The sequence below is a fragment of the Haladaptatus halobius genome, from assembly GCF_020618475.1.
GTDB classification, from domain to species: Archaea; Halobacteriota; Halobacteria; order Halobacteriales; family Haladaptataceae; genus Haladaptatus; species Haladaptatus halobius.
In genome coordinates this window covers 502839-527702 of sequence record NZ_CP085337.1, presented here as the reverse complement: position 1 = coordinate 527702, position 24864 = coordinate 502839, and the positions used below count along the sequence as shown (strand labels likewise).

The window sequence follows — 24864 nt, the reverse complement described above, 5'->3', positions numbered from 1 at the left end:
ATCTATGGTTGTGATTGACATGGTTTGGCGTACTGCGAACCACCGATACCAATCGTCGATTTGCAAACGAGCAGTCGACGATACGATGTCAATGTGGAGTATTTCGGTCAATGTGATTCTCACATCAATTCGTGGCAAACGATGTGGCAACTTCCGTCCCAACTCTTGGTCATAAAGTGGAGTTTCACAATTATACATACATTTTTCAATCAGTGAGAGGAACTCAACCATATGGAGATTGCACTCCTAGGCGGCACTGGAGATATCGGTGAAGGACTCGCACTGCGGTGGGCTCACGATACGGATCATACAGTCCTCATCGGATTCCGAAAGCCTGAGAAGGCAGTGAGTAAAGCCGATGCGTACCAAACACAACTAGCTGAGCGCGGAATTGGTCAGACGGTGACGGGGTACGGAAACGAGGAGGCCGCAAATCGCGCCGATGTAATCGTGGTGAGTGTCCCACCTCTGTACGTCGCTGATACTATCAAAACTGTTAGCCCGGCACTTGATGAGGACAATGTGCTCGTGAGTCCAGCAGTCCAAATGTCTCGTGATGCAGCTGGTTTCCATTATAATCCGCCTGAAGAAGGAACTGTAGCTGAGGTCATTGCGGCCGCCGCTCCAGAGGGAGTTCCCGTCGTCGGCGCGTTCCAAAACATCGCCGCTGGTGCACTCAGCAATCTTGATAACGAGCTAGCAGCCGATATCGTCGTTACCGGTGACGACGACGAAGCTAAGACACTGGTACAGTCTTTAGCTGAAGACATTGAGGGGCTTCGTGCCCTTGACGGAGGCCCGCTCGCCAATACCGGTATCGTCGAAAGCATCACGCCGCTACTCATCAACCTCGCAATGAACAACGAGGGGATGCACAACCTCGGCGTCCGGTTCCAGTAGGGGACATAGAAATCCGCTGTTTTTCAGTCGAATCGTATCATCAGGTACCAGCCTTAGCTGATGACTGATTCGTCAGTGGGCGACGCCGAATCAGGCGCCGAATCAGGTACGCAAATGCGTAGCGAAAACCTGGTCTCGGTGTCGCATTGGGGCACGTCTGATATCTTGTATCCATGTTTGTAGCATGTTCGCCTGATACTCCGCTCTGCCGGTGGATAATCACCGACGACAGTCAGTTCATCTCCAGAATCGAGTTCCTGAAGACACCGGCGAACGATGAGCACCGGTTGCGGGCAAACCAAGCCGCTCACATCAATTTGCACGGTCTGTTTGTTTGGTATCGACACTCATAATGATTCTGCCTACTGCTGCATTCACATGCCGACACACATGGGAGCATGGTCAAAATACACACTAGTGACGTTTCTGACCGCCGTTCACGGATAGTCTATTGAGCGTCTTCAAACAGCAAAAACGGGAGACCATACGTGGGATAGAGCTGTCTTGCTACGGTTTGACCTCTTGAGAAATTTCGCGAGCTTCTTCGAGGTCAAGCTCGATATTGTGAGCCTGGCGGCGTATTTCCTTGGCATCGGCGACTGTTACCTCACCATCCTCCATAAGAACGTTTCCGTCGACCATCGTGAAGGCGACGTCGTCGCCGTGAGCTCCGAATACGAGGTGGGAGAGCACATCGTGCAATGGCGTCGCGCGGGTGAGATCCGTCTGAACGCCGAGAATGTCGGCGCGCCAACCCTCGCGGATTTTCCCCACGCGGTCAAAGCCAGCCGCCTTCGCTCCGTTAATCGTGGCCATGTCGAAGATAACCTCCGCCGGTGTCACAGTCGGATTCAGTTTGTCGACTTTCTGGAGGAGGCTTGCTTGACGCATCTCCGTAAACGCATCTAGCGTATTATTACAGGGCGGACCATCATTGCCAAGTGCAACATTGATACCCCGGTTGTGATAGTCCCAGATAGGGGCGATGCCCGAAGCAAGTTTCATGTTTGATGATGGGCAGTGAGTCACATGGGTGCCCGTGTTGGCAAGGATCTCCCGCTCAGACTCATCGGTCCAGACACAATGCGCGAGCACAACGTCCTCACCGGTGAGTCCGACCTCGTCGAGCCACTGAATATTACGCATTCCTGTATCCTCTTCGACCGTCTCGATTTCGCTACGGTTCTCGCTGGCGTGCGTGTGTATTCTGACACCGTCGTGCTCGTCGGCGAGTTCGCGAGCACCTCGAAGACATTCCTCGGTGCAGGAGACTGCAAATCGCGGAGTGATGGCGTATCGGATTCTATCGTCGTATGACCTGTGGTATTTCTGTATGAGCCGTTTGGTTTCGTTCAGCGCCTGGTCGGTGTCCTCTAGAAGACCGTCAGGTGACCGACGGTCCATCAGGACTTTGCCAAAGATGCCTCGCAATCCCATCTCACCAGCGACCTCGAAGGCACGGTCAGCGTGTGCAACTGAAAGGTGATCGATAGCGGTTGTGGTTCCGGTTTCGATGAGTTCTAAGTATCCCAACTTCGCAGCAATCTCCATCGACTTCTCTGTCAAAGAGGCCTCCATGGGGAGGATGTAATCGAATAGCCAGTCTAGAAGTTCGGTATCATCGGCAATGCCTCGACCGAGCGATTGCACGGAGTGAATGTGGCCTCCCACCAAGCCCGGCATTATAATATCGTATTCTTTGTGTTCATGATTCGGATACGTATCGAAAATTTCCTCGCGTGTACCTACAGCCTCTATTTCTGAACCGACGATGACTACACCGCCATCGCTGATAACCGTCGATGAATCGGCAATCACAGTGCCCGAGAGTATCATCCCAACCAAGTACCACAAGCTACGGTAAAATAAATTTTGGCACCGATGCCCTGATTGTGGTTAACGAGTTAAATCCTTGGCAACAGGAACGTTTCATCGAATTATCGATAAACCAATCAGCACGGGAAAACTAAACTATTCGATCTGTGTTGGACTACGATTTGCTAGCTTGCTTTTGGACTGCTTCAAGGAGTACCTCCGTGCCGACTTGGATATCTTCCCACTCGGTGTATTCACTCTCACGGTGGCTGATACCGTCGACACTCGGAACGAAGATCATACTCGTCGGGCATATCTTGTTGAGGTAGTTTGCGTCGTGTCCAGCGCCACTGACAAGGCGGGTATAGTCGTATCCGAGTTCTTCGATGGATTCCACGACGGTGTCGATACAGCCCTGGTCGAACGGATCGGCGTCGATCCGCATGATTTCTTCGAATTCATACTTGAGACCCTCTCGTTCGGCAGCCCATTCAATCTCCTGTTGGATACGCTGGACGGCTGTCTCGACGACTTCATCGTCGTATGAGCGGAAATCGAGGGTGAATTCGACAGTCTCAGGAATCACGTTGATCGCATTCGGCCAAACGTCGACACTGCCAACGGTGCCGACGAGATCAGTGCCCTCAGTGGCAGTGATACGCCGCACTGCTTGCACAACATCACTGGTCGCCACCATCGCGTCGTGGCGCATGTCCATCGGTGTTGGGCCGGCGTGGTTTGCCTGTCCCTCAAAGGTGACATTCATCCAAGAGAACCCAAAAACCCCTTCAACGGCGGCTACAGGTAAATCCTCTTGCTCGAGAAACGGTCCCTGCTCGACGTGAAGTTCGAAATAGCAATGTAGGGGTCGTGGTTCACTCGGTGTATCACCTTTAAAGTCGATGCGCTCAAGTTCCTCGCCGAAGGTTTTCCCATTTTTGTCTTCACGACTATAAGCGTACTCGACATCAAAGATATCGCAGAATACACCGCTTCCGAGCATATCTGGTTGGAATCGAACTCCCTCCTCATTGCTCCAAGCAACGACTTCAAGAGGTCGTTCAGTCGTGATGTTGGCGTCGTTGAGGGCTTCGATTACCTCGAGGGAACCGAGGACTCCAATAACACCGTCGTAGCGCCCACCGTTGTATTGACTATCGATATGGGAACCAAACAGAACTGGATCAAGGTCGGCATCATTACCCTCTCGACGACCGAAAATATTGCCTACCTCATCGATCGTGACGCTAAGACCTGCATCCCGAAACCACTCAACAATAGTGTAACGGGCTTCTTTGTTCTCGTTCGATAGCGAAGGTCGGTTGACGCCTTCGCGGTCGGTAGCGCCGATTTCGCTAAATTTTTCGAACCGCTCACGGTACCGCTGATTGTCGATCGTTACATCTCCCATAATCACACTCACTCTCAGTACGAACTTTAACTTTTGCAAGATTCGAATCGCGGTAACTCCTTTCTCAAGGAGCAACGCAACGTGCGAGAGGGCCGTGGGTCACGAGCGAAGTAAGGTGAGTATCTGAAATTGAGATCGCTCTACCGTGCTAGTTGAACAGCACTCATCCAATGCACGTCGATGGTCGGGCACACATCTCATCAATGTGTGCCAACGACTCACAAAACCGAAAGAACCAAACCTTCGATGCACATTGCTCGGCTTATGTCGTCAACCAGCACCGAGTCTATCGAATTCCAGAATGCGCATGTTCTCGATGGAAGCGGGCGGAAGGCGTTCATGGCGCACGTCCTCGTCGCTGATGGGAAGGTACAACGCATCGCTGATGAACCAGCGGGAGCCGATAATGAAATTAATCTCCAAGGATCCTATCTTGCACCCGGCTTCATCGACATGCATGCACATTCAGAACTACGGTTGATTCACACGCCAAGTGCAGAGGAAAAGGTGACTCAGGGAATCACTACGGAGGTGCTCGGACAGGATGGTGTCAGCGTCTCACCTGTACCAAAGGAGTTGAAAGAGGAATGGGCTACGCGTATCAAATCGCTGGATGGCGAACTGGAAGAGGAATGGCCTTGGCTAACAGTCGACGAGTATTTCGACGAACTTGCTTCGGCTGAGACGGCCGTTAACGCTGCCTACTATGCACCACATGGGAACCTTCGGTCACTCGTTGTCGGCTTCGAAGATGCCGAACTCTCAGATGTTGACATCAACACCGTCCAGGAAGAACTTCGGAACGCAATTCACGAAGGCGCGTTTGGGATGTCAAAGGGGATGATTTACCCTCCAAGTTCTTACGGTCGAGATCCAGAACTCGAAGCGCTGGCGGCGGTTTTAGCTGAATTCGACTCGTTTATGATTTCCCACGTCTGGAACGAGACGGACTACGTCGTTGAGTCGATCGACCGGTACCTCGATATTTGTCAGCGTGCCGGCTGTCATGCCCATGTCTCGCATCTCAAGGTTGGTGGCCAACATAACTGGGGAAAATCCGAGGAAGTATTAGAGCTATTCGATGCAGCGGAAGCGACTGGGCACCGTGTGTCCTTCGACCAGTATCCATACACAGCAGGTTCGACCATGTTGACCGCCCTGCTACCACCATGGGCGCGACAAGGAGACTCTAAAGATATCTTGGAACGACTCAAAGAGAAGGACTCGATCAAGAAAATCACCGAAGATATCGAAAAACCAGGTGAATGGGAAAACCTTGCTAAGGCCGCCGGCACGTGGGACAATATCCTTATTACCCAAACTGCGAGCGGTAATCATCAGGGTGAAACAGTAGCTGATATCGCCAATACGAGGAACATCGGCCCTGTAAAGGCAATGTGTAAGTTACTCGTTGAAGAGGATCTTGATGTGACGATGGCGGATTTCATCATGTCTGAAGAGGATATCGAGCGGTTCCTCGCCGATGAAAGAGGTACTTTCTGCACCGATGGCATCTTCGGTGGCAAGCCGCATCCACGAGCTATTGGCACGTTCGGACGCATCCTTGAGCGATACGTCCGCGAACATGAGGTTCTTTCACTGCGGAAGATGGTTTACAAGGCCGCCGGTAGACCTGCTGACATTCTCGGCCTGCAGGATCGCGGTTACATCAAAGAGGGCTATGTTGCCGATCTCGTCGCCTTTGACCTTGATACAGTGACGGAAAATGCAACGTACGAGGATCCATATCAGTTAACGGATGGCATGAAATATGTTCTCGTCGGTGGTGAAATCACCGTTAAAGATGGTAAAATAACTGAGAAACGAAATGGCTCGGTTCTTCGGTCAACCGACGAGTGGGAGGGTGAGAAACGCCCGCCACTCAATCGCCAGGCGACAGGCGAAATTTCCTCCGAGTAAGCTTGGCTATGTAACCTATTCACCATAATCGAAGTAGACGGTGGCAACCGAACCAAATTAAATATTGACCAACAGGTTGGTGGCCCACAAACTGCTCACATATTCTGTGGCTGAATGAGGGTGTTAGACATACCCATAGTTTTTTATAAGGTGTTGGTATACTTTAAAGAGGACTCTATGAGTGCTAGCAATGAGGTAAGCGACCGAGGAGACCGTGTTGGCCTTTACCTACAAGACAAACATCCAGTTCGAGAGAACATGGAACTCGTCCAGTATGCGGAGGAGAAGGGATTCGACGAGGTTTGGCAGGCGGAGTCACGCTTAGCCCGCGATGCCATCACGCCGATGGCGGCGTACGCCGCCGTAACTGATGACATCAAAATCGGTTCGGGCGTGACCAACAACTGGACGCGCAACACCGCGCTCATCGCTCAAACGATGAGTACCTTGGAGGAACTTGCTGGCCCGAACCGCATCTTATGTGGCATTGGTGCCTGGTGGGATCCACTCGCCTCAAAGGTCGGTATTGATAGGTCGAATCCCCTTCGGGCAATGCGAGAGTGCGTTGAGGTGACAAAGCAGTTGCTGGACATGGAGAACGTCACATACGATGGTGATTTCGTCAATGTTCGCGATATCGAACTTGACGTCGTCCATGGCGACGCTGGGCCACGCACAGTACCCGTATATGTGGGCGCAACAGGGTTCACAATGCTTGAATTGACCGGCGAATTCGCCGATGGTGCTTTATTGAACTACCTTGTTAGTCCGGAGTACAACAAAAAGGCACTCAACCATCTTGAGAAAGGTGCTGAGCGTCGGGATCGGACACTCGCCGATATCGATCGCCCGCAACTAGTTGTCTGTTCCATGGATCACGATGCCGACAAAGCCTTGGATAACGCTCGAGAGCTCATTACACAGTACCTTGGACAGCAGCCACACATAATGAAGGCCAGCGGAGTTAGCCAGGATCTTATCGACGAAGTCGGCGAAGCCATCGGCGGGTGGCCTGCCGACAAAGATGATATCAAGAAGGGAATGGATTTTATTCCCGACGAAGTTGTCCACAAATTGACCGCTAGCGGGTCACCTGACCAGTGCCGGCAGAAGGTTCGAGAGTATGCAGAAACTGGTTGTCAGTGTCCCATCCTGTACCCGTTAGGCGATGACCCACGCCTCATGATCGACGAATTTGCCGACGGATATATGTAAGATACGCCTTCAGAAGTTCGGTACACGAAACGTAGTTGCAGTCCAGCACTAGCCAAACACTCTCGCATGTGGCAATCCCTCCTTCTACGGGGTGGATGAGAACCGAGGGAACTACATCGGAATGCTAGTTTTCATTCGGATGCACTAGTTTCTCCAACGGCCGGTTCATCCCACAGTTGGAACAAATGATTTTCCGCGATACCGTCTCGCTGTGTTCAGTCGTCAGTGGCCATTGCCTCGGCGTTGCCGTATAGCTTCTGCACCTCCGAGAGATCAGGATCGATATGTTGTACGTCGCTGGTGGCTTGCTTGGCACTCTCGGTGTCCTTCAGACCAAAACCAGTGGAAGTGACGACTACGGTCTCGTCAGATTCGATGATGCCCTCCTCGAGGCACTTTCGGACGCCCGCAACAGGTGTCGCGCCAGCGGGCTCAGAGTAGATCCCCTCGGAGCTTCCGAGTAACTTCTCGGCCTTGAGGATTTCTTCATCGGTAACTGTGACGGATGTGCCACCGCTCTCTTCCAGCGCTCGACATGCCTTAATGATGTTCCGCGGGCGGCCGACAGCGATACTATCAGCCAGTGTATTGGCGATCTCATCGACATCGTCGTGGTCATGGAATGTGTCGTGAATTGCTGAGGCACCCTCGGCCTGAACGCCGAGCATCTTTGGTGTATCTTCTACATAATCAAGATCGTAGAACTCACGGAACCCTTTCCATGCCCCGGCGATGGTACATCCATCACCCATCGAAAAGACGAACCAATCTGGAATTTCACCCCTAACTCTCGACTGCTCGGCTAGTTCGTGACCGACCGTGCGTTTACCTTCGACTTGGAATGGATTGATCGCCGCGTTGCGGTTGTACCAGCCATACTCATCGGTGACTGTAACACTCAAATCGTATGCTTCGTCGTAGGAACCGTTGACCGCGAGGACGTCAGCACCGTAGACGAGCGGTTGTGCAAGTTTACCGGCGGGGGCATCACCCGGGACGAAGATGCGGCAGTCGAGCCCGCCACGTGCAGCATAGCCAGATAGTGAAGCCGCCGCGTTCCCAGTTGATGCACAGGTGATGATGTCTCGGCCAGCGTGTTTCGCCTTCGTGACGGCGATTGAGCTAGCACGATCCTTGAAACATCCAGTTGGGTTACGGCCATCGTCCTTAACGAGTATGGTAACGCCAAGTTCGTCACTGAGATTCGGCGCATCAAAGAGATCCGTTCCGCCTTCGTTGAGTGTCACGGGCACAGCGTCATCGTGAACAGGAAGGAAGGATTCGTATTTCCACTGACTGCGGATATCACCATCCAAGTCGACGTTGAAATTGTCGTGGATGATGTCGTAGTCATATTTGACTTCAAGAATACCCTTGACATCTTCGTGTTCTGAACAGGTGTAGATTATTTGATCAGGATCGTATTCTTTCCCGCAAATGGTACACTCCAAGGCAGTCACGTGATTCATTGCCATAGGAAAGAAAAGAGAGTGATACTACATAAAAACCACGCCAGTGAGGGCACCGAGACAAGCAACGAGGGTCTGTGCCATAGGGGTATGTCTCTTTTGGAAGATACGTGAACGCATTGTATACAGGTTGATGACGCCGTCCGCTGACGAACCTTTTTGTCGAATTAGCATAGTGGTACTCGTATGGCGGACGCATTCAGAGCTGGGATTAGTGGCCCTAGCGGCCGTATTGAGTATAGACATCGCCCAGAAACAGATTAGCCGTTCGAAAACACTATTGATAAGGCAAAGGCAGGCGATCGACTCAATGTCGCAGACGGCGTTGAGTTGATTACGACCGGAACTGACCATCCCGCAAGTGGGGTTCTCTGCTACCGCAAAGAGTAGCCAGAATAAGCACACACATTTACTGTGCCATAATATGTTGCGATACTCATCTTCAAACATGGTCAGAGGGGGTCTGCGTCAAAAATGAGTGGCTAACCGTAGTTTTATAATGAACTTCGATGTTCACTGTGAGTGATGCTAGCGTGACTCACATACGTTCGGGTGAGTCGATCACCCGGTACACAGGTGAGCCGCTAGCACGGTGATAGCCATGTACGGACGACGTTTAGTCACGATAGAAGAGATCATTGCCCTTGTAAGCCCAGATAGTGACGAAGAACTCGCTCAACTGAAGGGATGGGCTAGCAATCATGAGATTCCCGTTCACCCAATCCAGGTCGGAGAAGATATCAACCCAGTGTTCTCCAAGGAGACGGAGTATCTCGGGGTCACGCTCGGCGGAGACGGAACGTACCTTGAGGGAGTTCGCCAGTTCAGTCCAAAAGAAATTCCGATTCTCGGGGTCAATTCTGGAACCCTCGCATTCCTCGCAAGCATATCGCCAACCGAGCTCACTGACGCTCTCGACGAGGTCATCCAAGGGAACGCCAAGGTCGATAAGCGCCAGCAACTCGAAGTCAGGGCAAATGATGTTCACTGCACAGGTATTAACGATGTGATGATAGAGCATATACCGCCCGAGAACCCCGTTGATCGGAAGATAACGCGACTTCAGGTGTTTGCCGATGAAGAGTTCGTCGGTGAATACGAAGGCAGCGGCCTCGCCATCGCAACACCCACAGGTTCGACTGGTGTCTCACTGTCGGCTTTCGGTCCAATCCACTACCCAAAGAACAATGGTTCTATTCAGGTTGTGCCACTCCATACTCATCGTATGGGGGTTCGGCCGCTCATCCTTGATGCTAGCACAACTGTGAATGTTGTATCCCATAAGGCGGCGAGTCTCCTCGTTGACGGTGGACGTGCCCATACTGAATTATCGCCGGATGATGTAGTTACCATTGAGGGGTCAGATACGCCTGCACTTGTCATTACTACGAGCTTCGACGATGACTTCTTCACATCAGTCTCGGAGAAACTCGGCTGGAGTGTGCGCGAAGATCGCCATGATACGGGCAAACAGCATTTAATCAAGAACAAAAACGACAACGCGGAGCGTGATTTTATCTCCCATTCACTTGAAATCGCGGCGGAAGCTGCCCGAACTGCTGGCCAACCGCTACGTGAACTCCATGGCCAGACTGAGTTGATCGAATTCAAGACGGATAAGTCGGACATAGTGACGGAGGCGGATTACAAAGCGGACAATATAATCACGACAGTGATAAACAATGAATTCCCTGACCATACCATTAGGTCGGAGGAGAGCGAGGAGATTACAGGTGAAAGCAAGTATACCTGGCTCATCGATCCACTTGACGGAACAGGAAACTTCGCACATGGAAATCCGAATTACTCAATTTCGATCGCCCTCTTGGAGGATGACCGCCCGATTATGGGCATTGTCTACGCTCCTGAGACCGATGAGCTATTTAGTGCCGTAGAGGGTGAACCTGCCCAAATGAACGGCAACAAGCTCTCTACGACCAATCGGCAATCCCTTGACGAATGTATGCTGCTGTCGGGGTACGACCCGGATGGCGAATTTCTATCACACTGTTACCGCGAAACCCGTGGTGTCCGTCGAGTCGGGTCGGCCGCTCTGAATCTCTGTTACCTCGCTAGTGGGAGCGCCGACGCTGTCTGGGAGTACGATACCTATCCGTGGGATGTCGCGGCTGGCGTTGTCATCGCAAAGGCAGCCGGTGCGACTATCACTAACGCAAGCGGGGGTGCGTACCAACTACTGTCGAAGGGAACGTCACGCAACGAACTGATCGGCACAAACGGAGTCATTCACGAGACGCTTCTCTCTCATCTCGAAGACGAACAAAACCTTCAGAAAAGCGAAAATAACGCGACCGATTAACCGATCCAATTACACCGTTTTTAGAAACAAGTTTTGGTCGTTACTAATACGGACCTGAGCTGTAGACTATACCTCTTCAATCTCCATGTAGTTGCGAAAGAACTCAGTCTCTACCGTGAATTGATACGAAGAAAGAATCAGGACATGGGTTCTCTACGAATGAATTCCCCGTCACCAGGAGACGATAGCACTTTATGATCCTGTGCGGCAACTTTGCCACCGACGATAACAGTATCAACACGAGCAGACCATTTACGACCTTCATAGGGTGTCCAGCCACCGTTAAATGTGAGATCATCGGCTGATACTTCGTAGTCGTCCTCGCGTAAGAGGACGATATCAGCGTCTGTCCCCTCACGGATTAAGCCCTTACGGGGATAGATACCTGCCTCGTGAGCAGGGCGGGCGCATACGAGTTCATGGAGGCGTGACCATGTAAGCCGTCCCTCGTGGACACCCTCACTGACGAGGAATTCGAGCATCGTTTCGATGCTCGGAAGACCAGCGTACGGCTCCCAGATATTCTCCCACCCCCGCTCGCGCTCTTCACGATAGGTAGGGAAATGTTCGCTGGCAATGAGATCGATCGTTCCGTCTTGCACGGCTCGCCATAACCGTTCCACCTCGGTAGCCGACTTCAGACTCGGATTGACCTTCAAAAATGGCCCAAGTTCAGCGACATCGTCCTTGGAGAACGCAAGGTAGTGGGGACACGTCTCTAACGTGACTGCTGTGTTCATACGGGATTGGAACCGTGCACCTTCACGTGCGCCACTTCCGCTTGAGACATGGACGACATGTACCGGACAGTCAGTATACTCTGCAAACCACCCAACCCGGTTGATAGCATCAAGTTCCGCCTCAAGGGGTCTTGAGTCCATATATACCTCAGGTTCATCGCTCTCGATTTCTCCCCGAGCGTGATCCAGAATCCCCTGCGTTTCACAGTGAACACGTACTTTCCCACCAGCGGTTCCGACTTTGGACATCAATTCAATAATCGTCTCGTCGTCAGCAAGGTAGGGTTCTGCAGTGAACGCTTTGAAGTCACGCGTCCCCTCGGTCATGATAGCCTCAATGTCGATTGAAGAATCATCGACGTTCCCTGCGACCAAGCCAAAATCAATATGCGAAAGTTTCTCACACGTTTCTCGTTTGTCCCGAAACGCCTGTGGAGTCGTGATGGGAGTCTGTGTTGGAAGTTCAACGACAGTGGTGACCCCACCGGCGACAGCACTTGCCGTCTGGGAAGTGAAGTCAATCCCTTCAGGGAACAACTTCACATCGTGCATGTGATTATGAACGTCTACAACTCCAGGGAGTGCGACCATCCCGTCAGCATCGATGTGTTCCTCGGGGGAAGGGAATTCGTTCTCAAGTGTGGAGCCAATCGCGATCACCACACCGTCATCGATTGCAATATCGCCGTCTCGAACACCTGCCCTCCCTACGATTCGAGTGTTTGAGATGAGGCAATCGGTCATGCCTCAATTCACTCTCGGTACAAGTAAAACAGTTGCCGAAAATGTAGTTTGATCAACTATATATCGACTTTGAGTTGCATTTGCCACACTCCTCGTCGATTTATGGCACGGTACCGAACTGATGCACAACTTCTTGTGGCGACAGTCTGGAAGCTTCTTCCCCAGTTTTGTCAGTTATAGTAAAAATAGATTTTTGTGCGTTACTAGCAATCCACATGATGTGATACTGAACGCTGGCACGCTCATCACGATGAATGATGAGCGCGAGATACGAGAAGAAGTGCACGTCGTCACCAAGGACGGCGAAATAACTGAGATTAACGATGGATTCGAGACAGGCCCCGAGGTCATAGATGCCCGTGAGGAGGTTGTTATTCCGGGTCTCGTCAACTGTCATACTCATATGTATGCGTTACCGATACGAGGCGCACCGCTAACGGCAGAGCCACAGAGCTTCTATGAGGCACTCGTTGATATTTGGTGGGAAGTTGACGAGACTTTCACACTGGAGGATGCACGGCTATCCTCACTTGGAGCGTGCACCGAGATGCTCCAAGGAGGTGTCACGGCTTTTTGTGATAACTACTCGGGGCCAAATACACTCCCGGGAGCACTCAACGCCGTTGCTAAAGGTGTTGCTCAGACACCAATTCGGGGGATGATAACCTTTGAAACAACAGCTCGCAACACGGAGGAAGAAGCGTTGGCCGGTATTGAGGAAAACAGCCGGTTCATCGGTGAAGGTGAGGATGATTATGACCGACTCAGTGGACATTATTGTTTGCACACTCTGTTTACAAACACCGAGGATGTCATTGAGGACTGTGTCGATCAGGCAGTGACTGATAATCGCCCGATCCAGATTCACCTTGAGGAGGGACTCGTCGATGTCCATCGTTCAATCGAGAACTACGGTAAACGGCCAGTTCCTGCCCTAGAGGAGATGGGCTTTTTCGACGCAGATATCATCGCTGCCCACTGTGTTCACTCGACAGAAAACGAAATAGAAATTTTGGCAGAGCATGATGTTAGTGTTGCCCATAATCCGTATTCTAACACTAACAATGCCGTTGGAATTGCCAACGTAGAGAAGATGGAAGAGGAAGGTCTTACTATCGGTATCGGTGACGATGGCTGGGATCCCGATATGTTTGAGACAATGCGGTCCGCAGTCGGCATCCACAAACTAAAGAAAAACAACCCCAGTGGGTTTGATATGGCAAAAGCCTTGGAGTGGTCAACTATCGGCTCTGCCAGCGTTATGGGTATGGATGATGAGATAGGGAGTATTGAACCAGGAAAACGCGGTGACTTCGTCACATTGGATCTCGGCCCGAATCCGGTTCTCCCTGGAAGTGCTCCATATTATGTCGTTAGCGCCGCAAACGCAGGGGATGTCACTCGGACAATTGTTGACGGGGATATCGCTTACGATCAGAAAAAGGGTGTACGTGGCGTGGACGATACAGATATGGATGCGGTTGGCAAAGCGAGCGCCAAACTTTGGGATCGGCTCTGATCTCGAGAGAAACTCTTCTCTTAGTTGGTCAATCATAGATTCGGTTGATTGTTTCACAGATCACCAAACTCGTCGTTATAGGGCTGTACACTGTTTGGAGAAATCTCTCCACTGCAGTACTCTCCTCCTCTGAGTTAACAGACTTAGCGTGTTAATCACTTCGCGAGAAAGAGAAGTCTCGTGGGGGCTATGATTAACAGACTAAGTCTGTTAACCAACGCTGTTTCACGAAACCTGATAAGAAAGAGGAGCGGCCAACGCGTGACAGAAGGGTGAGGTGTTTCCGATATACAATCCTGTTCTCAAGACGTATACGCTCCAACACAATTATTAAGACTAGGGCGAAAGAGCAGTGTAATGCCTACGGAAAATGGTTGCAAAGTCGACCACGTAATTGAGCGATATGGACTTGAGGAGGTGAATTCTCGCTATGCATCCATCGATGAACGGTTACTTGCACGGTGGATTGGAGACGAGAGACACACCGCCGAAGGGTACCGATCGCTAACAGAGTGGTTCAACAAACGTTTGCTTCGGGAAGTATTCAATGAACACGGTCGTGACGCCCTCGGTGCCCGTATTGAGCACGATTACGGACTGTTAATTGGAGACGATGACCTCCTCCGGGAAGAAGTCACGGAAAGTCTCGAAGCCGACGGTATTGATGCTGACCAAGTTCGCGAGGATATGGTGTCGTGGGGAACAATGCGGACACACCTGCTTAATTGTCTAAACGGAGAAAAAGAGCAGAAAACGAGCAGTAGCGATTGGGAGCGCGAAAGTGTGGAGATGGCGAAGTCATTTGCTCGTGAAAAAGTTGAGGATGCCCTTTCTTCGTTGGCATCAAAAGAAAAGATCGACGGTATCGAGACATCTTCAGTGTCAGTTCAAATCCAAGTTAGTTGTGACATTTGTCCCACTCGCGTTCCGCTTGAAGTGGCGCTTGAGCAAGGTTACGTTTGTGAGCAACATATAGTGACGAACACGGAGACTAACGCATGACTTGGAATATCGAAATCGAAAACATCGCTGGAATTCTCAATGGAAGTACAGAAATCGAGCCGGGGCTAAATGCAGTTCGTGCCTCGAATTGGCAAGGCAAATCAAGCTTTATCGAGTCTATTAAGACTGGTCTCGGAGTTTCAACATCTCTTACTGAAGGTAAAGAACACGGACAGGTACACCTTCAAACCCCTGGGAACGACGTTTTTGTCGAACTAATCCGCAAGAACGGAACTGTGCATCGGAACGGTCAGCCGTATCTCGAGGATGAGTACGACGTTATACGAACTCTGCTTTTCAGTTGCCTCGATGAACAAAATGAAATTCGACGAGCTGTTCGAGAGGGTGAGAACCTCGAAGAAGTGCTAATGCGTCCTCTTGACTTCCAGAATATTGATGAGCAGATAGCAGATTTAAAACGAGAACGTGAACAAATTAAGTCGGAATTTGCCCAAGCAAAGGAGGCGAAAAACAGACTGCCCTCGGTACAAGAGAAGGTCACACGAATCGAAACTGAACTGGAAGACCTACGAGAGGACTACGACGAACTAACTGGCTCAGACGATGAGGAACAAGCCTCATCTACAACATCCAATCAAAGCAAGTTAGCCCAAGCTCGATCTGAACGTGATCAAGCTGAAAATCAAATTGAACGCCTCGAACGCAGTATCCAACGACTTGGTTCCCGTTTAAAAGAAAAACAAACAAAACTCGAAGATATTGAAATCGTAGAAGACGAAAATGTGGAATCAGAACTCAAAGCAGCGCGGGAACAGTTGCAGGATATTAAACGAGACGCCGAAGTATTGCAAGCAATATACTCTGCTAATGAGATGGTTTTAAATGAGAACCGTCTCGACCTTCTCAGCGAAGTTCAGCGAGAACTAACAGGTGATAAGATCAGTTGTTGGATTTGTGGCAATGAAACACGTCGGTCCGAGGTCGAAGATCAGCTTGATGACCTCGGTGAGAAGATCGTTAATCTGCGCTCAAAACTCAAGTCCCAACGGGACGAGGTGGAACAGCTAGAAGCCCGCCGAGAAGATATCAAACAGAGCCGACGACGCAAGCGGGATCTGGAATCAGAAATCGGTACCCTCGAGGATAACTTGGCAGATCACGAACAGAGCCTCGAGGATGCAAAAGAGCGTCGTAAAAATGCCCAACAACGCGTCGAGGAACTATCCGAATCTGTCGATGAGACCGTAGAGAAAATTACAGATGTCGAAAGTGATATTAAGTATCGAGAGGCCGAGTTAAAGGACGCAGAAGATGAACTCGCGGCCCTCGAAAGCCGTGCGAACCAAGTCGAGATGCTGGAGAACGAACGCGACGAACTCAAAACAGAGATTGAGGATTTACGCAATCGGAAGGATCAGATCAAGTACGAAGCACGAGAGGCCTTCGACGAAGCGATGAATGAGATCATTACGCGATTCGATACCGGATTTGAAACGGCGCGACTAACATCAGATTTTGATTTGGTGGTCGCCCGAGGAGGTCGCGAGGCAAGCCTTGATGCCTTGAGCGAAGGTGAGCTTGAGCTTCTCGGATTCGTGACGGCACTTGCTGGTCACAAGTCGTTCGACGTTGCGGATGTCACCCCCATTATGCTCGTTGACGGTGTTGGCGGCCTGGATGACGAGAACCTCCATACGCTCATTGACTACCTTCAGGAGCGTGTAGACTACCTTGTCTTTACTATTTATCCAGAGTACACCTCCTTCGAAGGAGCAGAGATTGACCCCTCTGATTGGGAGGTGGCTACCGACCAACAGGCAACAGCGCACTAGGATTTAAGAATGAGACTACATTTGGCGAGTGATGTAGCCTGCAATACGATTCCGGAGATGGATGGAACGGAGATTAGTGAGATTTTTCACTGCATTTCGATTCCGGTTGAATTCCTTCGTGAAGGTGTTTGGATATTGCTCTATGAGGCGATCTCCAATACTCATAACGTCCTTTGGCTCCACAGTCATTTACTATACCTGCCTTTTACGTATTACAATATAAGGATTTTCATATATACAGTTGTGGGAGAGTTATAGTAAATTCCCTTTCCTACTCGCTCACAGTTTGCACGGATTTTACTTATAACGTTGTCACTGTTGGCACATCGCTTGGCAGTAGAGGCTCGGCAACATGGTTCAACGGAAGAAAATCTCATGACAAAATTTTCGTCTGAATTCGTTCATGAAAATGGTACTCTTTAGATGCCATCAAAGAGAGTTAGTTCCATCTTCTAAGTGATCACCAAGGTCGATTTGCTGACAGAACTCTGCGAGCGTCAGTTCATTTTGAGTGGCCGAGAGACGGCCAGTGACAAATTTGAGAAGGTCAAGTTCGGTGAGTAGGCGTCGGGTATCATCATAATCAGTTTCGAGCCTCTGCTTTACTTCAGATACGGTTCGAGACTGATTGATAACATCAACGAACTCTCTAAGGGTTAAATCCTTCAAAATACCTACTCCATCGGCCATAACAACTTCCGTTGTTTCGTCCCGATCCATCGATGCGAGTAGTTTTGCCACAGACTCACCACCATAGTTTGTTTCCTTGTTTTTGTCTGTGGCCTTGATTTCTTCAAGTTCGGAATTAATCGCATCATCCGTGTCACCACCGGTTGATTTTCTCTCGTTCTCATCCTCTGGATTGTGAATACCGTGTTTCACCATATATCGACGAACTGTTTCGGATGTGACGTCAACGTCGAGAGCCGCTGTCATTTGGGGAAAAGTCTCGTAGTTCTCGTAGACGGTTTGCAGCGCTTCAGGATCCTTGTATGCCGGAACACCTGGTACTGTAGATGTGATAGTCTCGATGTTTGGTGATACCTTCTCTTGTTGCGGGGTGGACGCAATGGTAGCCGATTCATTGAGAGACTCGGTCGGAATCGAAACGGACATCTCGACCTCTAGTCGCTCTTCAGTTAATTCTGTATCTCCTGCCTCGATAACGACGCTGTCACAAAATTCTATCCCATCCAGAACTGGAAAACCAGCACATACATCCATCTGTATCTCGTCTGCATCGTTCGTAGATTGTTCATTTATTGAGATGTTCCTCACCTCAATATCGTTATGCTCCAAACACCCCAGTATCTCGGCTAACTCCCCTAGTGCGGTGCTAACCACCATATTTACCATTCTCTATTAGATATACATTAATGTTCGCGGAAAGAATCGGTATTTCTTCTACCAAATTTAAATCATTCTTTCCAGGAATAACCTTGTCATCAGTTACCATACAGCAATCGTCAGTTTTATTCGTCTAATGAATCTACAAGTTCAAGAAATACTAAGGCATATTTCATAATACTCGGTATATTTTACGATATCATATTGAGCGAGTTCGTCGATTATCTCAGTCTCGCCCGAAATCTCCACACCATCCTGGACAAAGGAAGCGAAGTAGTCTTTTGCCAGTTCTGGTAATTCATCGAAGTGAGAGACATCAACATCCTCTGGAACTGATTCAATACGCTTGATTGTGATTTGCGAACCCATGAGATGCCAACTCGTACCACGATTCAGCGTCCTTCATCTTCAATATATCGCCGCTGATGAGAAGGATACTGTAACTGATTAGCAGTTACGTCATTTTAAGTACTGACGGCTGCTACAAATCGATAGCACCTACTTCCGTCTTCAGGCGGAGGTCGGATGGGAGGCTTGGCGAACCAGTCAATGGCCGTAGGGATAACTGAATTTCTTACCGCAAAAATTTATTTCATTCCACACCATGGGCAATTAATACGGGATCGGTGTAAGGCAGTCATCGAACAATACGGGTGTGACCACTACCACGGTGGTGGTCATACTACGATGACGTGGATTCCGATTGGGCGTTGTTGACCCCGTCATAGCCCTATACGCGAGAGAGAGAGAGAGTGATAGGGGACCTTCCCCAGTGTATCCTTGATTCCTGCTGAGTGCAGGTTGGAACTTCGGAGATCACGACTGGTCGAACTCCCCTGGTGGGATTCTCAGTCGTTCACGAGTGGAGGAGGTCAATATATTAGCTTTCCTCTACAGTTGGAGTAGATTGAATGCCCCGGGGTTGACCCCGAGGCGGTTCTCAAGTTCACCCATTGCTTGGTTCAAGAAGGTATGTTTTGGATGGTGTAAACGGTTTGTATACTCACCATACACTTTTTGTATACACCAATCTGCCATCTTATCAGTCTTTTCTCTCGGTCTTAGAGCAAATAGTCTTTATAATAAAAATCCCATCTTTATCTCACGGATTCTTATGGAATCACCTGATTTGAACTGTATTCGTTTTTGTTTCATTTGTGTGGCGATGTTGGAAGGGGCAAGAATTATTGTGGCACCGGGTCAATAGTTACCAAATGGCGGTCGACGCTCACGATATTATGAGTATTGGTGATGACTTGTTGAACGGGTATCCAGATACCTTTAGTGAAGATTTTGCAACGAACAAACGGAAAGTAGAGCAGCTTACTGAACTTCGATCTAAACGCGTTAGAAACCGAATTGCTGGTTACATTACCCGTAGATACAACCGTACCAAATCCCAGTAAAGCATGAATGTAGTGACTTCTTGTTATTGTAAAATAGCTTCAATGTGAATTACTAAGATGGCGTACACACACTGTATACACAATGGCAACGATTAGAGTTCGCGATTGGACCAAGGAACGAATAGAAGAGGTTCGAGAAAAAGAATCGCATTCATCTCACGATTCAGTTATCAAGGCACTCCTAAAGGATCGAGAGTTGGCAAAATTCGCTGGCACTTCGCTTGAAGGAGAAGAAAAAGAAACGAAAGGTACCCCTGACGAACCTACTGATAAAATCTTCAATAACTTAACAGTACTTGCGGAACTAGTCCACGCAGACAATGGCGTTCTATTTCTCTGGTGCCCAAATTGTGGAAACGAAATCGCACATCTCGGCGTTGAAAACCCGATTTCAATTCCTATATTTGAAATGGAGTGTCAGCGGTGTCTCTCTCGCCTAAATCAGCATGCTATCGTCGGTATCGAAATTGGGTATCCAATAGAGGAACGAATAATTGAAGAGACATTAGACGAGGATTTAAAAGCGTGTGTCATCGACTACTGGGACAGAACAATACAACGGATAGCTACTGAACCAAACCCTGAGGAAAATCTCGATGAGGAACAGTTGATACGGCAATTTGAGGAGTTTCGAGACGAATTTGGATGGGATTGGCCGACGGACATCCCGGTCATTGGTTTAAAACAAGGGAAAAAATATCATAATAAGCGTACAGATGACCGAATAGAAGTAATTGAACAAATGGCTGAGGATAGAAGTTCGGCAAATACCTATCGAGTAAAGAAGTTATCTAACAGTGAAGGTAAAGAAGAAGCCGAAACTGAATTATGGAAACCTACCACGGTCATGGATCTTATCCTCAGTCGTGATCTCTACGTAGAATAGTGAATTCATGATGAGGAGCAAAGAATACTAATCAATAAAAACTCGGATCTGAACTCTTAAGTATTATTAGTAATGAGAAGAAAAGTGTAACGGTGATGGGTATTAACTCCAAACATAATATTTTAGTGAATATCTTGTGGTTCGTCAATAGTAATACTGGCATTTTCTCGTAAGATTCCTGAATGAAGACACACAGCGGTAGTTTGGCTACGGCCCCTTCATCAACAAGCGACCGAAGGGAGCGAGTAGGGTAGTTCACTAACCTTGATATGATATTCCTTCTCTGTTCACTCCACAAAAAACGGTTGCTTCAATTTAATTCTCTTCACACCAAACTACTTGGACGCTCCATGAATTCCTCGGAGAGTTATAGGTTCAACCAGTAGTGTGATTGGATGCAGGCCCTCCTAAAGTCGCGGTTACTGCGGTTCGTCGAACAGGCATTCCACTTAGCTCGACGAGCTGTCGCACAGTATTCCTCGAAGTTCTCGAAACGACGCTATACGCTCCACCAGCATGCCGTAGCTCCGAATCATCGTTCGAGGCACATGCGTTGGTGAACGATTCTGCTTCTTGTTGAAGTGCGATAAAGAGGTGGTAGCAGAACTCCGACACCTGAGGTGAACTAACGGTTGCCCCCATGCTGCACTCGGACTTATTATTCGTCGCCATCAGCCTCCGGGCAATGGCAACCAATCCATTGTCAAATCCTCGCCCAAAGATGACTATTGAGAGAGAACACCTGTATCTCTCAATAGGGAGGGGACTGACTCCTTTTCTGAAGCTCTACAGATGAACGTATGATCTTAACCAACACTGAGCGGGTGGCTACCGGGTTTGTTGGTTAAAATCGCCATCAACGGCAAATTGCCGGAGTTGGCGAAAAACGCATGAACCTCTCATTTGGAGTTATAGATTGAACAGGCGCAATACCACGGTCTAAAGACCGTGGTTACGCGCCGTAAACTTGCTTACACACCCGCCGTCGATGGCTGGGCCGGATATTCCACGCTGAATCGATAATATTATGTTTTCATGATTCATAACTGGTTATGAAGACAAAATCCAATGCGCACCGTCCGAACATTCGAGGCTACAATCACAAACCAAAAACAGATGAGTGACGACCTCGACCAACTCGGATGGGCCGCGTCCAAACTCTGGAACGTCGGTCGCTACTACGCACAAGAACGATGGGATACGACGGGCGAGATTCCCGATGACGGGGAACTCAAATCCGAACTCAAAAGCCACGAACGCTATACGGACCTTCATTCTCAATCCAGTCAACGAGTTCTCGAAGAACTCGCTGAAGCGTTCACCGGTTGGTTCGGTAAGCGTCGGAACGGCGATAGTCGTTGCCGACCGCCCGGATTCCGCAAAAACGGAGACTCACACCCACGTTCAACCGTGTCGTTTAAAGCGGCTGGCTTCAAGCATGATGCACAGTATCAGCGCGTTCGCCTCTCGAAAGGTCGCAACCTCAAAGAACACCGGTCGGACTTCATTCTGTGTGAGTACCAGACTCGCCCGGATGTTGACCTGACCGAGTGGGATATCCAACAGGTTCGTGCCGTTTACAAGCGCGACGAGTGGCGGCTTCAATTCGTCTGTCGAACCACCATTGACCCGGAACCACCGGGCGACGAAACAGCCGGGATTGACCTCGGTATCTGCAATTTCGTCGCGCTTTCGTTCGGCGGCGAGTCGATTCTGTTTCCCGGAAACGTCCTGAAAGAGGACGAATACTACTTCGGGAAAGAGAAAGCAAAATGTGACGATTCCCGGTCTCGGAAACGGATACGGATTGACCGCAAACGCACAGACCGTCGCTCACATTTCCTCCACATACTCACGAAACACATCGTTTCAGAATGTGTTGAGAGACGCGTCGGAACTATCGTCGTGGGTGACCTCGGCGGAATCCGTGACGACAAAAACGGCGACTCTCGAAATTGGGGAACACACGGCAATCTCGACTTGCATGGATGGGCGTTCGACAGGTTCACCACGCTCCTTGACTACAAGGCCGAAGCCGAAGGTATCGAGGTTGAACTGGTGTCGGAACGCAACACGTCGAAGTCGTGTTCGGTTTGTGGAACGGTCGATGGCGACCAGCGGGTTGAACGCGGGTTGTACGTCTGCGACGAATGCGATATGGCGATGAATGCCGATGTGAACGGTGCTGAGAATATTCGACAAAAAGTAACTCCGAGTCTCGTCTGTGATGGAGGAGATAGGAGTACCGGCTGGTTGGCACAGCCAGCGGTTCACTTGTTCGACCGCAGTGAGGGTTGTTTCGCCCCACGGGAACAGGTTGGTAACCGTGAACCGTAATATCCCAACTCAGCGGTGCGATGCCGTGGGATTCTCGCGTCTTCAGGCGCGGGAGGATGTCAAACCTGTTGAGCACGAGTGCTCGGTGTTCGAAGACTATAGGAATGCGAGATAACCGGAGTGACTACTTGTTTGGAACCGAGGTCACCTACTCCAATCCCGTTTTGCCCCATGAATCGATAAGTGGAAGTGCAACGCCCCTAGGGGAAGGCTCTGAAAATATACGCAACTGCGACTCGACATCCCTTCTCATACTCGATAGGGAAACTTGTTAGTCGTGGTGCTCGCCGACCTCTTCAGGATCAGCAGACCTAGTGGTTGTCGCAGGATCGTCAGTCGGTCGCAATCCGGTCGCCATCAGTCGCCGAGCAATTACGACAATGCCATTGTCGAAGCCCCTGCCGAACACGGCTTTCTCCGTGTCAATCCCGCCAGTCTCCGTTTCATGTATCGAGCTCACCAGGATCGTATTCTGATCTACGAGCAGCAATCGACTGATTGTGGTCTCGTCATCGAGATCGAGTGGCGAACTATGCAGCCACTCCAACTCGGAGACGAACACCTCTGCTTCGGGCAGTGTCTCTGTGATCTTTGTGTGGAGTTGCTTTGTCGCTGTGCCAACGAGAACATTGAGTCCACTATCCAGAGCGGCCTGCAAATGGGCAACCAGCTCATCAGTGATGACGTCTTCATGCCCGATGATAAGAACGATTTCCTTGTCAGCGGCATCAATGAGTTGTTGGGTGCGATTCGCAACCGATGTGACACCCGAGAGTGCCCAGACTTCGTGCGAGATTTCCTCGTCACTCGTTGTCTGTCCTTGTTCGAGATCTGCTATCGTCTCAACCAGCGTGTCCGTCCGCGACTCGTACTCTTGGCGTAGAGTTTCGGCGGCCTCTTCGATCGGGACGGCCCGGAACTGCTGGGGGTTCGAGTGTTGGATTTCGACGAGACCCTTGGTTTCGAGCACTCTGATCGCATCGTAGACGCGTGTGCGCGGAACCTCGGAGGTCTCGCTGATGTCTTTGGCGGTGCCTTTCGGAAGCCGTGCTAACGCGACAAAGCAGCGTGCTTCGTACTCTTTTAACCCGAGTTGTTGGAGCAGTTCGATCGACTGTTGTTGATTAGAAATCTCGTTCATGGGTCCCAACCATTGGTTCGATTGTACTGGTGCTGTTCAGACCATTCTGTTGTCGCTGATAAGTTGGTTGGTGTCCAACTCGTGGAACGGGTCTGACAGAACTATTCACCATCAATACATTTTATTTCTCCACACGTATCAAAGGCACTCATCACTGAACAGCTATTTTGCTGATTCACCAGCTAACGTACCATTTACTCAGATAATCACAGGTAGGTGATCATGAATACGCAATTTATGGTGTGCTAATTGCTGATTTAGCAGGTAGATGGCTCCTCTGCTGGAGTGCTTTCGACGGGATTAGGGTAGGAGACCCATGTTTCTGCGACCACTGTTCCGATATTAATTGGTGACCTAAATAATCACAGTAGGGTTATACAGGACTAGCTCAAACTCCGAAGTGGTACGGAATTCGATTGGGTCCCAACCATTTGCTACTCCGTACCAGAACTACCACAAATGTGGTAGTTTTCCAACGTCTGAATTAGTCGGGGGGCTCACCAGCGGGCTGTGTACTGTGATTTTTCGTGACTGCTGCGAGCAGCGGCTCGATTTCGTCGAATTGCGGTCCTTTTGTCACCTCTCCTGTTGCTTGGTTCCACGTGATGATGCCATGGTCTTCCAATTGCGGAAGATGCACATGGTGCAGTACAATTGCGTATTCTCGGTCGCCGCCGTCTGTCTCCACAGCGTTCGGGGAGACGGTGGGCGTGTTGGGCGCGGAGTCATCTATGAGTGTCCGAAGAAGTCGGCGTCTATGGCTATTCGAGAGCACTGAGAGTTTGTCATCAAGTATCATGGTTTCCACCCCAGTAACACTTCGTATAGAGTTAAACACCGCAGATTTTATAGATTGTTCATTGTTTGAGGAACCGAGTGAATACATGAACAAATAAGCT

General features: G+C 49.9%; 20 protein-coding genes and 1 pseudogene. 11 read left to right on the top strand and 10 right to left on the bottom strand.

Annotated elements, in window-relative coordinates; genetic code table 11:
• Positions 1-231: 231 nt before the first annotated feature.
• Positions 232-900: an NADPH-dependent F420 reductase gene (gene npdG / locus LIW51_RS26355; RefSeq protein ID WP_227378420.1), complete on the top strand. Its 669-nt coding sequence runs from the start codon at positions 232-234 to the stop codon at positions 898-900.
• 53 nt (positions 901-953) lie between these two features.
• On the opposite strand, the gene LIW51_RS26350 is transcribed toward npdG, so the two are convergent.
• The 3 genes from LIW51_RS26350 to LIW51_RS26340 form a co-directional block, all read right to left on the bottom strand.
• The gene (locus LIW51_RS26350) at positions 954-1184 is read right to left on the bottom strand and encodes a sulfurtransferase TusA family protein (protein WP_255767592.1); all 231 of its coding nucleotides are present in this window, start codon (positions 1182-1184) and stop codon (positions 954-956) included.
• Between the two features lie 223 nt (positions 1185-1407).
• Positions 1408-2736 carry a 5'-deoxyadenosine deaminase gene (locus LIW51_RS26345; protein WP_227378419.1) on the bottom strand — a complete coding sequence of 443 codons (1329 nt, stop codon included), beginning with the start codon at positions 2734-2736 and terminating at the stop codon, positions 1408-1410.
• Between the two features lie 154 nt (positions 2737-2890).
• Positions 2891-4126, bottom strand: a complete 1236-nt coding sequence (locus tag LIW51_RS26340; RefSeq protein WP_227378418.1) for a Zn-dependent hydrolase — start codon at positions 4124-4126, stop codon at positions 2891-2893.
• Positions 4127-4390: 264 nt separating this feature from the next.
• Here LIW51_RS26340 and LIW51_RS26335 point away from each other — a divergent pair, with 264 nt between their 5' ends.
• Both LIW51_RS26335 and LIW51_RS26330 read left to right on the top strand, forming a co-directional pair.
• A complete protein-coding gene (locus LIW51_RS26335; RefSeq protein ID WP_227378417.1) occupies positions 4391-6046 on the top strand; it encodes an N-acyl-D-amino-acid deacylase family protein in 1656 nt (551 codons plus the stop codon).
• Between the two features lie 177 nt (positions 6047-6223).
• On the top strand, positions 6224-7261 hold the full coding sequence (locus LIW51_RS26330) for an LLM class flavin-dependent oxidoreductase (RefSeq protein WP_227378416.1): 1038 nt from the start codon (positions 6224-6226) through the stop codon (positions 7259-7261).
• 215 nt (positions 7262-7476) lie between these two features.
• Here the strand turns inward: LIW51_RS26330 and thrC are convergent, their stop codons facing one another.
• On the bottom strand, positions 7477-8736 hold the full coding sequence (thrC, locus tag LIW51_RS26325; protein WP_227378415.1) for a threonine synthase: 1260 nt from the start codon (positions 8734-8736) through the stop codon (positions 7477-7479).
• Positions 8737-9331: 595 nt separating this feature from the next.
• Here thrC and LIW51_RS26315 point away from each other — a divergent pair.
• Positions 9332-11050 (top strand): NAD(+)/NADH kinase, encoded by a 1719-nt coding sequence (locus tag LIW51_RS26315; RefSeq protein ID WP_227378414.1) that lies wholly within the window; start codon positions 9332-9334, stop codon positions 11048-11050.
• A 137-nt stretch (positions 11051-11187) separates the two neighbouring features.
• Here the strand turns inward: LIW51_RS26315 and LIW51_RS26310 are convergent, their stop codons facing one another.
• Positions 11188-12534, bottom strand: a complete 1347-nt coding sequence (locus tag LIW51_RS26310) for a dihydroorotase (protein WP_227378413.1) — start codon at positions 12532-12534, stop codon at positions 11188-11190.
• Positions 12535-12754: 220 nt separating this feature from the next.
• Here LIW51_RS26310 and LIW51_RS26305 point away from each other — a divergent pair, with 220 nt between their 5' ends.
• The 3 genes from LIW51_RS26305 to LIW51_RS26295 all read left to right on the top strand — a co-directional run bounded on the left by LIW51_RS26305 (position 12755) and on the right by LIW51_RS26295 (position 16848).
• Positions 12755-14053 (top strand): amidohydrolase family protein, encoded by a 1299-nt coding sequence (locus LIW51_RS26305; protein WP_227378412.1) that lies wholly within the window; start codon positions 12755-12757, stop codon positions 14051-14053.
• Positions 14054-14410: 357 nt separating this feature from the next.
• Positions 14411-15055, top strand: coding sequence for a rod-determining factor RdfA (gene rdfA, locus LIW51_RS26300; RefSeq protein WP_227378411.1), 645 nt, complete (start codon positions 14411-14413; stop codon positions 15053-15055).
• Complete coding sequence (locus LIW51_RS26295; RefSeq protein ID WP_227378410.1) at positions 15052-16848, top strand: archaea-specific SMC-related protein; 1797 nt, start codon at positions 15052-15054, stop codon at positions 16846-16848. The genes rdfA and LIW51_RS26295 overlap by 4 nt, the downstream gene beginning before the upstream one ends.
• 15 nt (positions 16849-16863) lie before the next feature.
• On the opposite strand, the gene LIW51_RS26290 is transcribed toward LIW51_RS26295, so the two are convergent.
• From LIW51_RS26290 to LIW51_RS26280, 3 genes are all read right to left on the bottom strand, one after another.
• Positions 16864-17013 carry a 30S ribosomal protein S17e gene (locus tag LIW51_RS26290; protein ID WP_227379008.1) on the bottom strand — a complete coding sequence of 50 codons (150 nt, stop codon included), beginning with the start codon at positions 17011-17013 and terminating at the stop codon, positions 16864-16866.
• A gap of 264 nt (positions 17014-17277) precedes the next feature.
• Complete coding sequence (locus LIW51_RS26285; RefSeq protein WP_227378409.1) at positions 17278-18195, bottom strand: DUF8073 domain-containing protein; 918 nt, start codon at positions 18193-18195, stop codon at positions 17278-17280.
• 150 nt (positions 18196-18345) lie between these two features.
• Positions 18346-18564, bottom strand: coding sequence for a DUF7979 domain-containing protein (locus tag LIW51_RS26280; protein ID WP_227378408.1), 219 nt, complete (start codon positions 18562-18564; stop codon positions 18346-18348).
• 845 nt (positions 18565-19409) lie between these two features.
• On the opposite strand from LIW51_RS26280, the gene LIW51_RS26275 reads away from it, so the two are divergent.
• The 4 genes and pseudogenes from LIW51_RS26275 to LIW51_RS26260 all read left to right on the top strand — a co-directional run bounded on the left by LIW51_RS26275 (position 19410) and on the right by LIW51_RS26260 (position 22824).
• Positions 19410-19601, top strand: a complete 192-nt coding sequence (locus tag LIW51_RS26275; protein ID WP_227378407.1) for a 30S ribosomal protein S17e — start codon at positions 19410-19412, stop codon at positions 19599-19601.
• A gap of 82 nt (positions 19602-19683) precedes the next feature.
• Positions 19684-20487: a hypothetical protein gene (locus LIW51_RS26270; protein ID WP_227378406.1), complete on the top strand. Its 804-nt coding sequence runs from the start codon at positions 19684-19686 to the stop codon at positions 20485-20487.
• A gap of 395 nt (positions 20488-20882) precedes the next feature.
• Positions 20883-21011, top strand: a pseudogene (locus LIW51_RS26265) (IS5/IS1182 family transposase); the annotation flags it as partial.
• Positions 21012-21555: 544 nt separating this feature from the next.
• Complete coding sequence (locus LIW51_RS26260) at positions 21556-22824, top strand: RNA-guided endonuclease InsQ/TnpB family protein (RefSeq protein WP_227378405.1); 1269 nt, start codon at positions 21556-21558, stop codon at positions 22822-22824.
• Positions 22825-23095: 271 nt separating this feature from the next.
• Here LIW51_RS26260 and LIW51_RS26255 read toward each other — a convergent pair whose 3' ends face one another.
• Entirely contained in the window at positions 23096-23965 is an 870-nt protein-coding gene (locus LIW51_RS26255; RefSeq protein ID WP_227378404.1) for a TrmB family transcriptional regulator, read from the bottom strand.
• 484 nt (positions 23966-24449) lie between these two features.
• Entirely contained in the window at positions 24450-24764 is a 315-nt protein-coding gene (locus LIW51_RS26250; protein WP_227378403.1) for a DUF7344 domain-containing protein, read from the bottom strand.
• Positions 24765-24864: the final 100 nt, after the last annotated feature.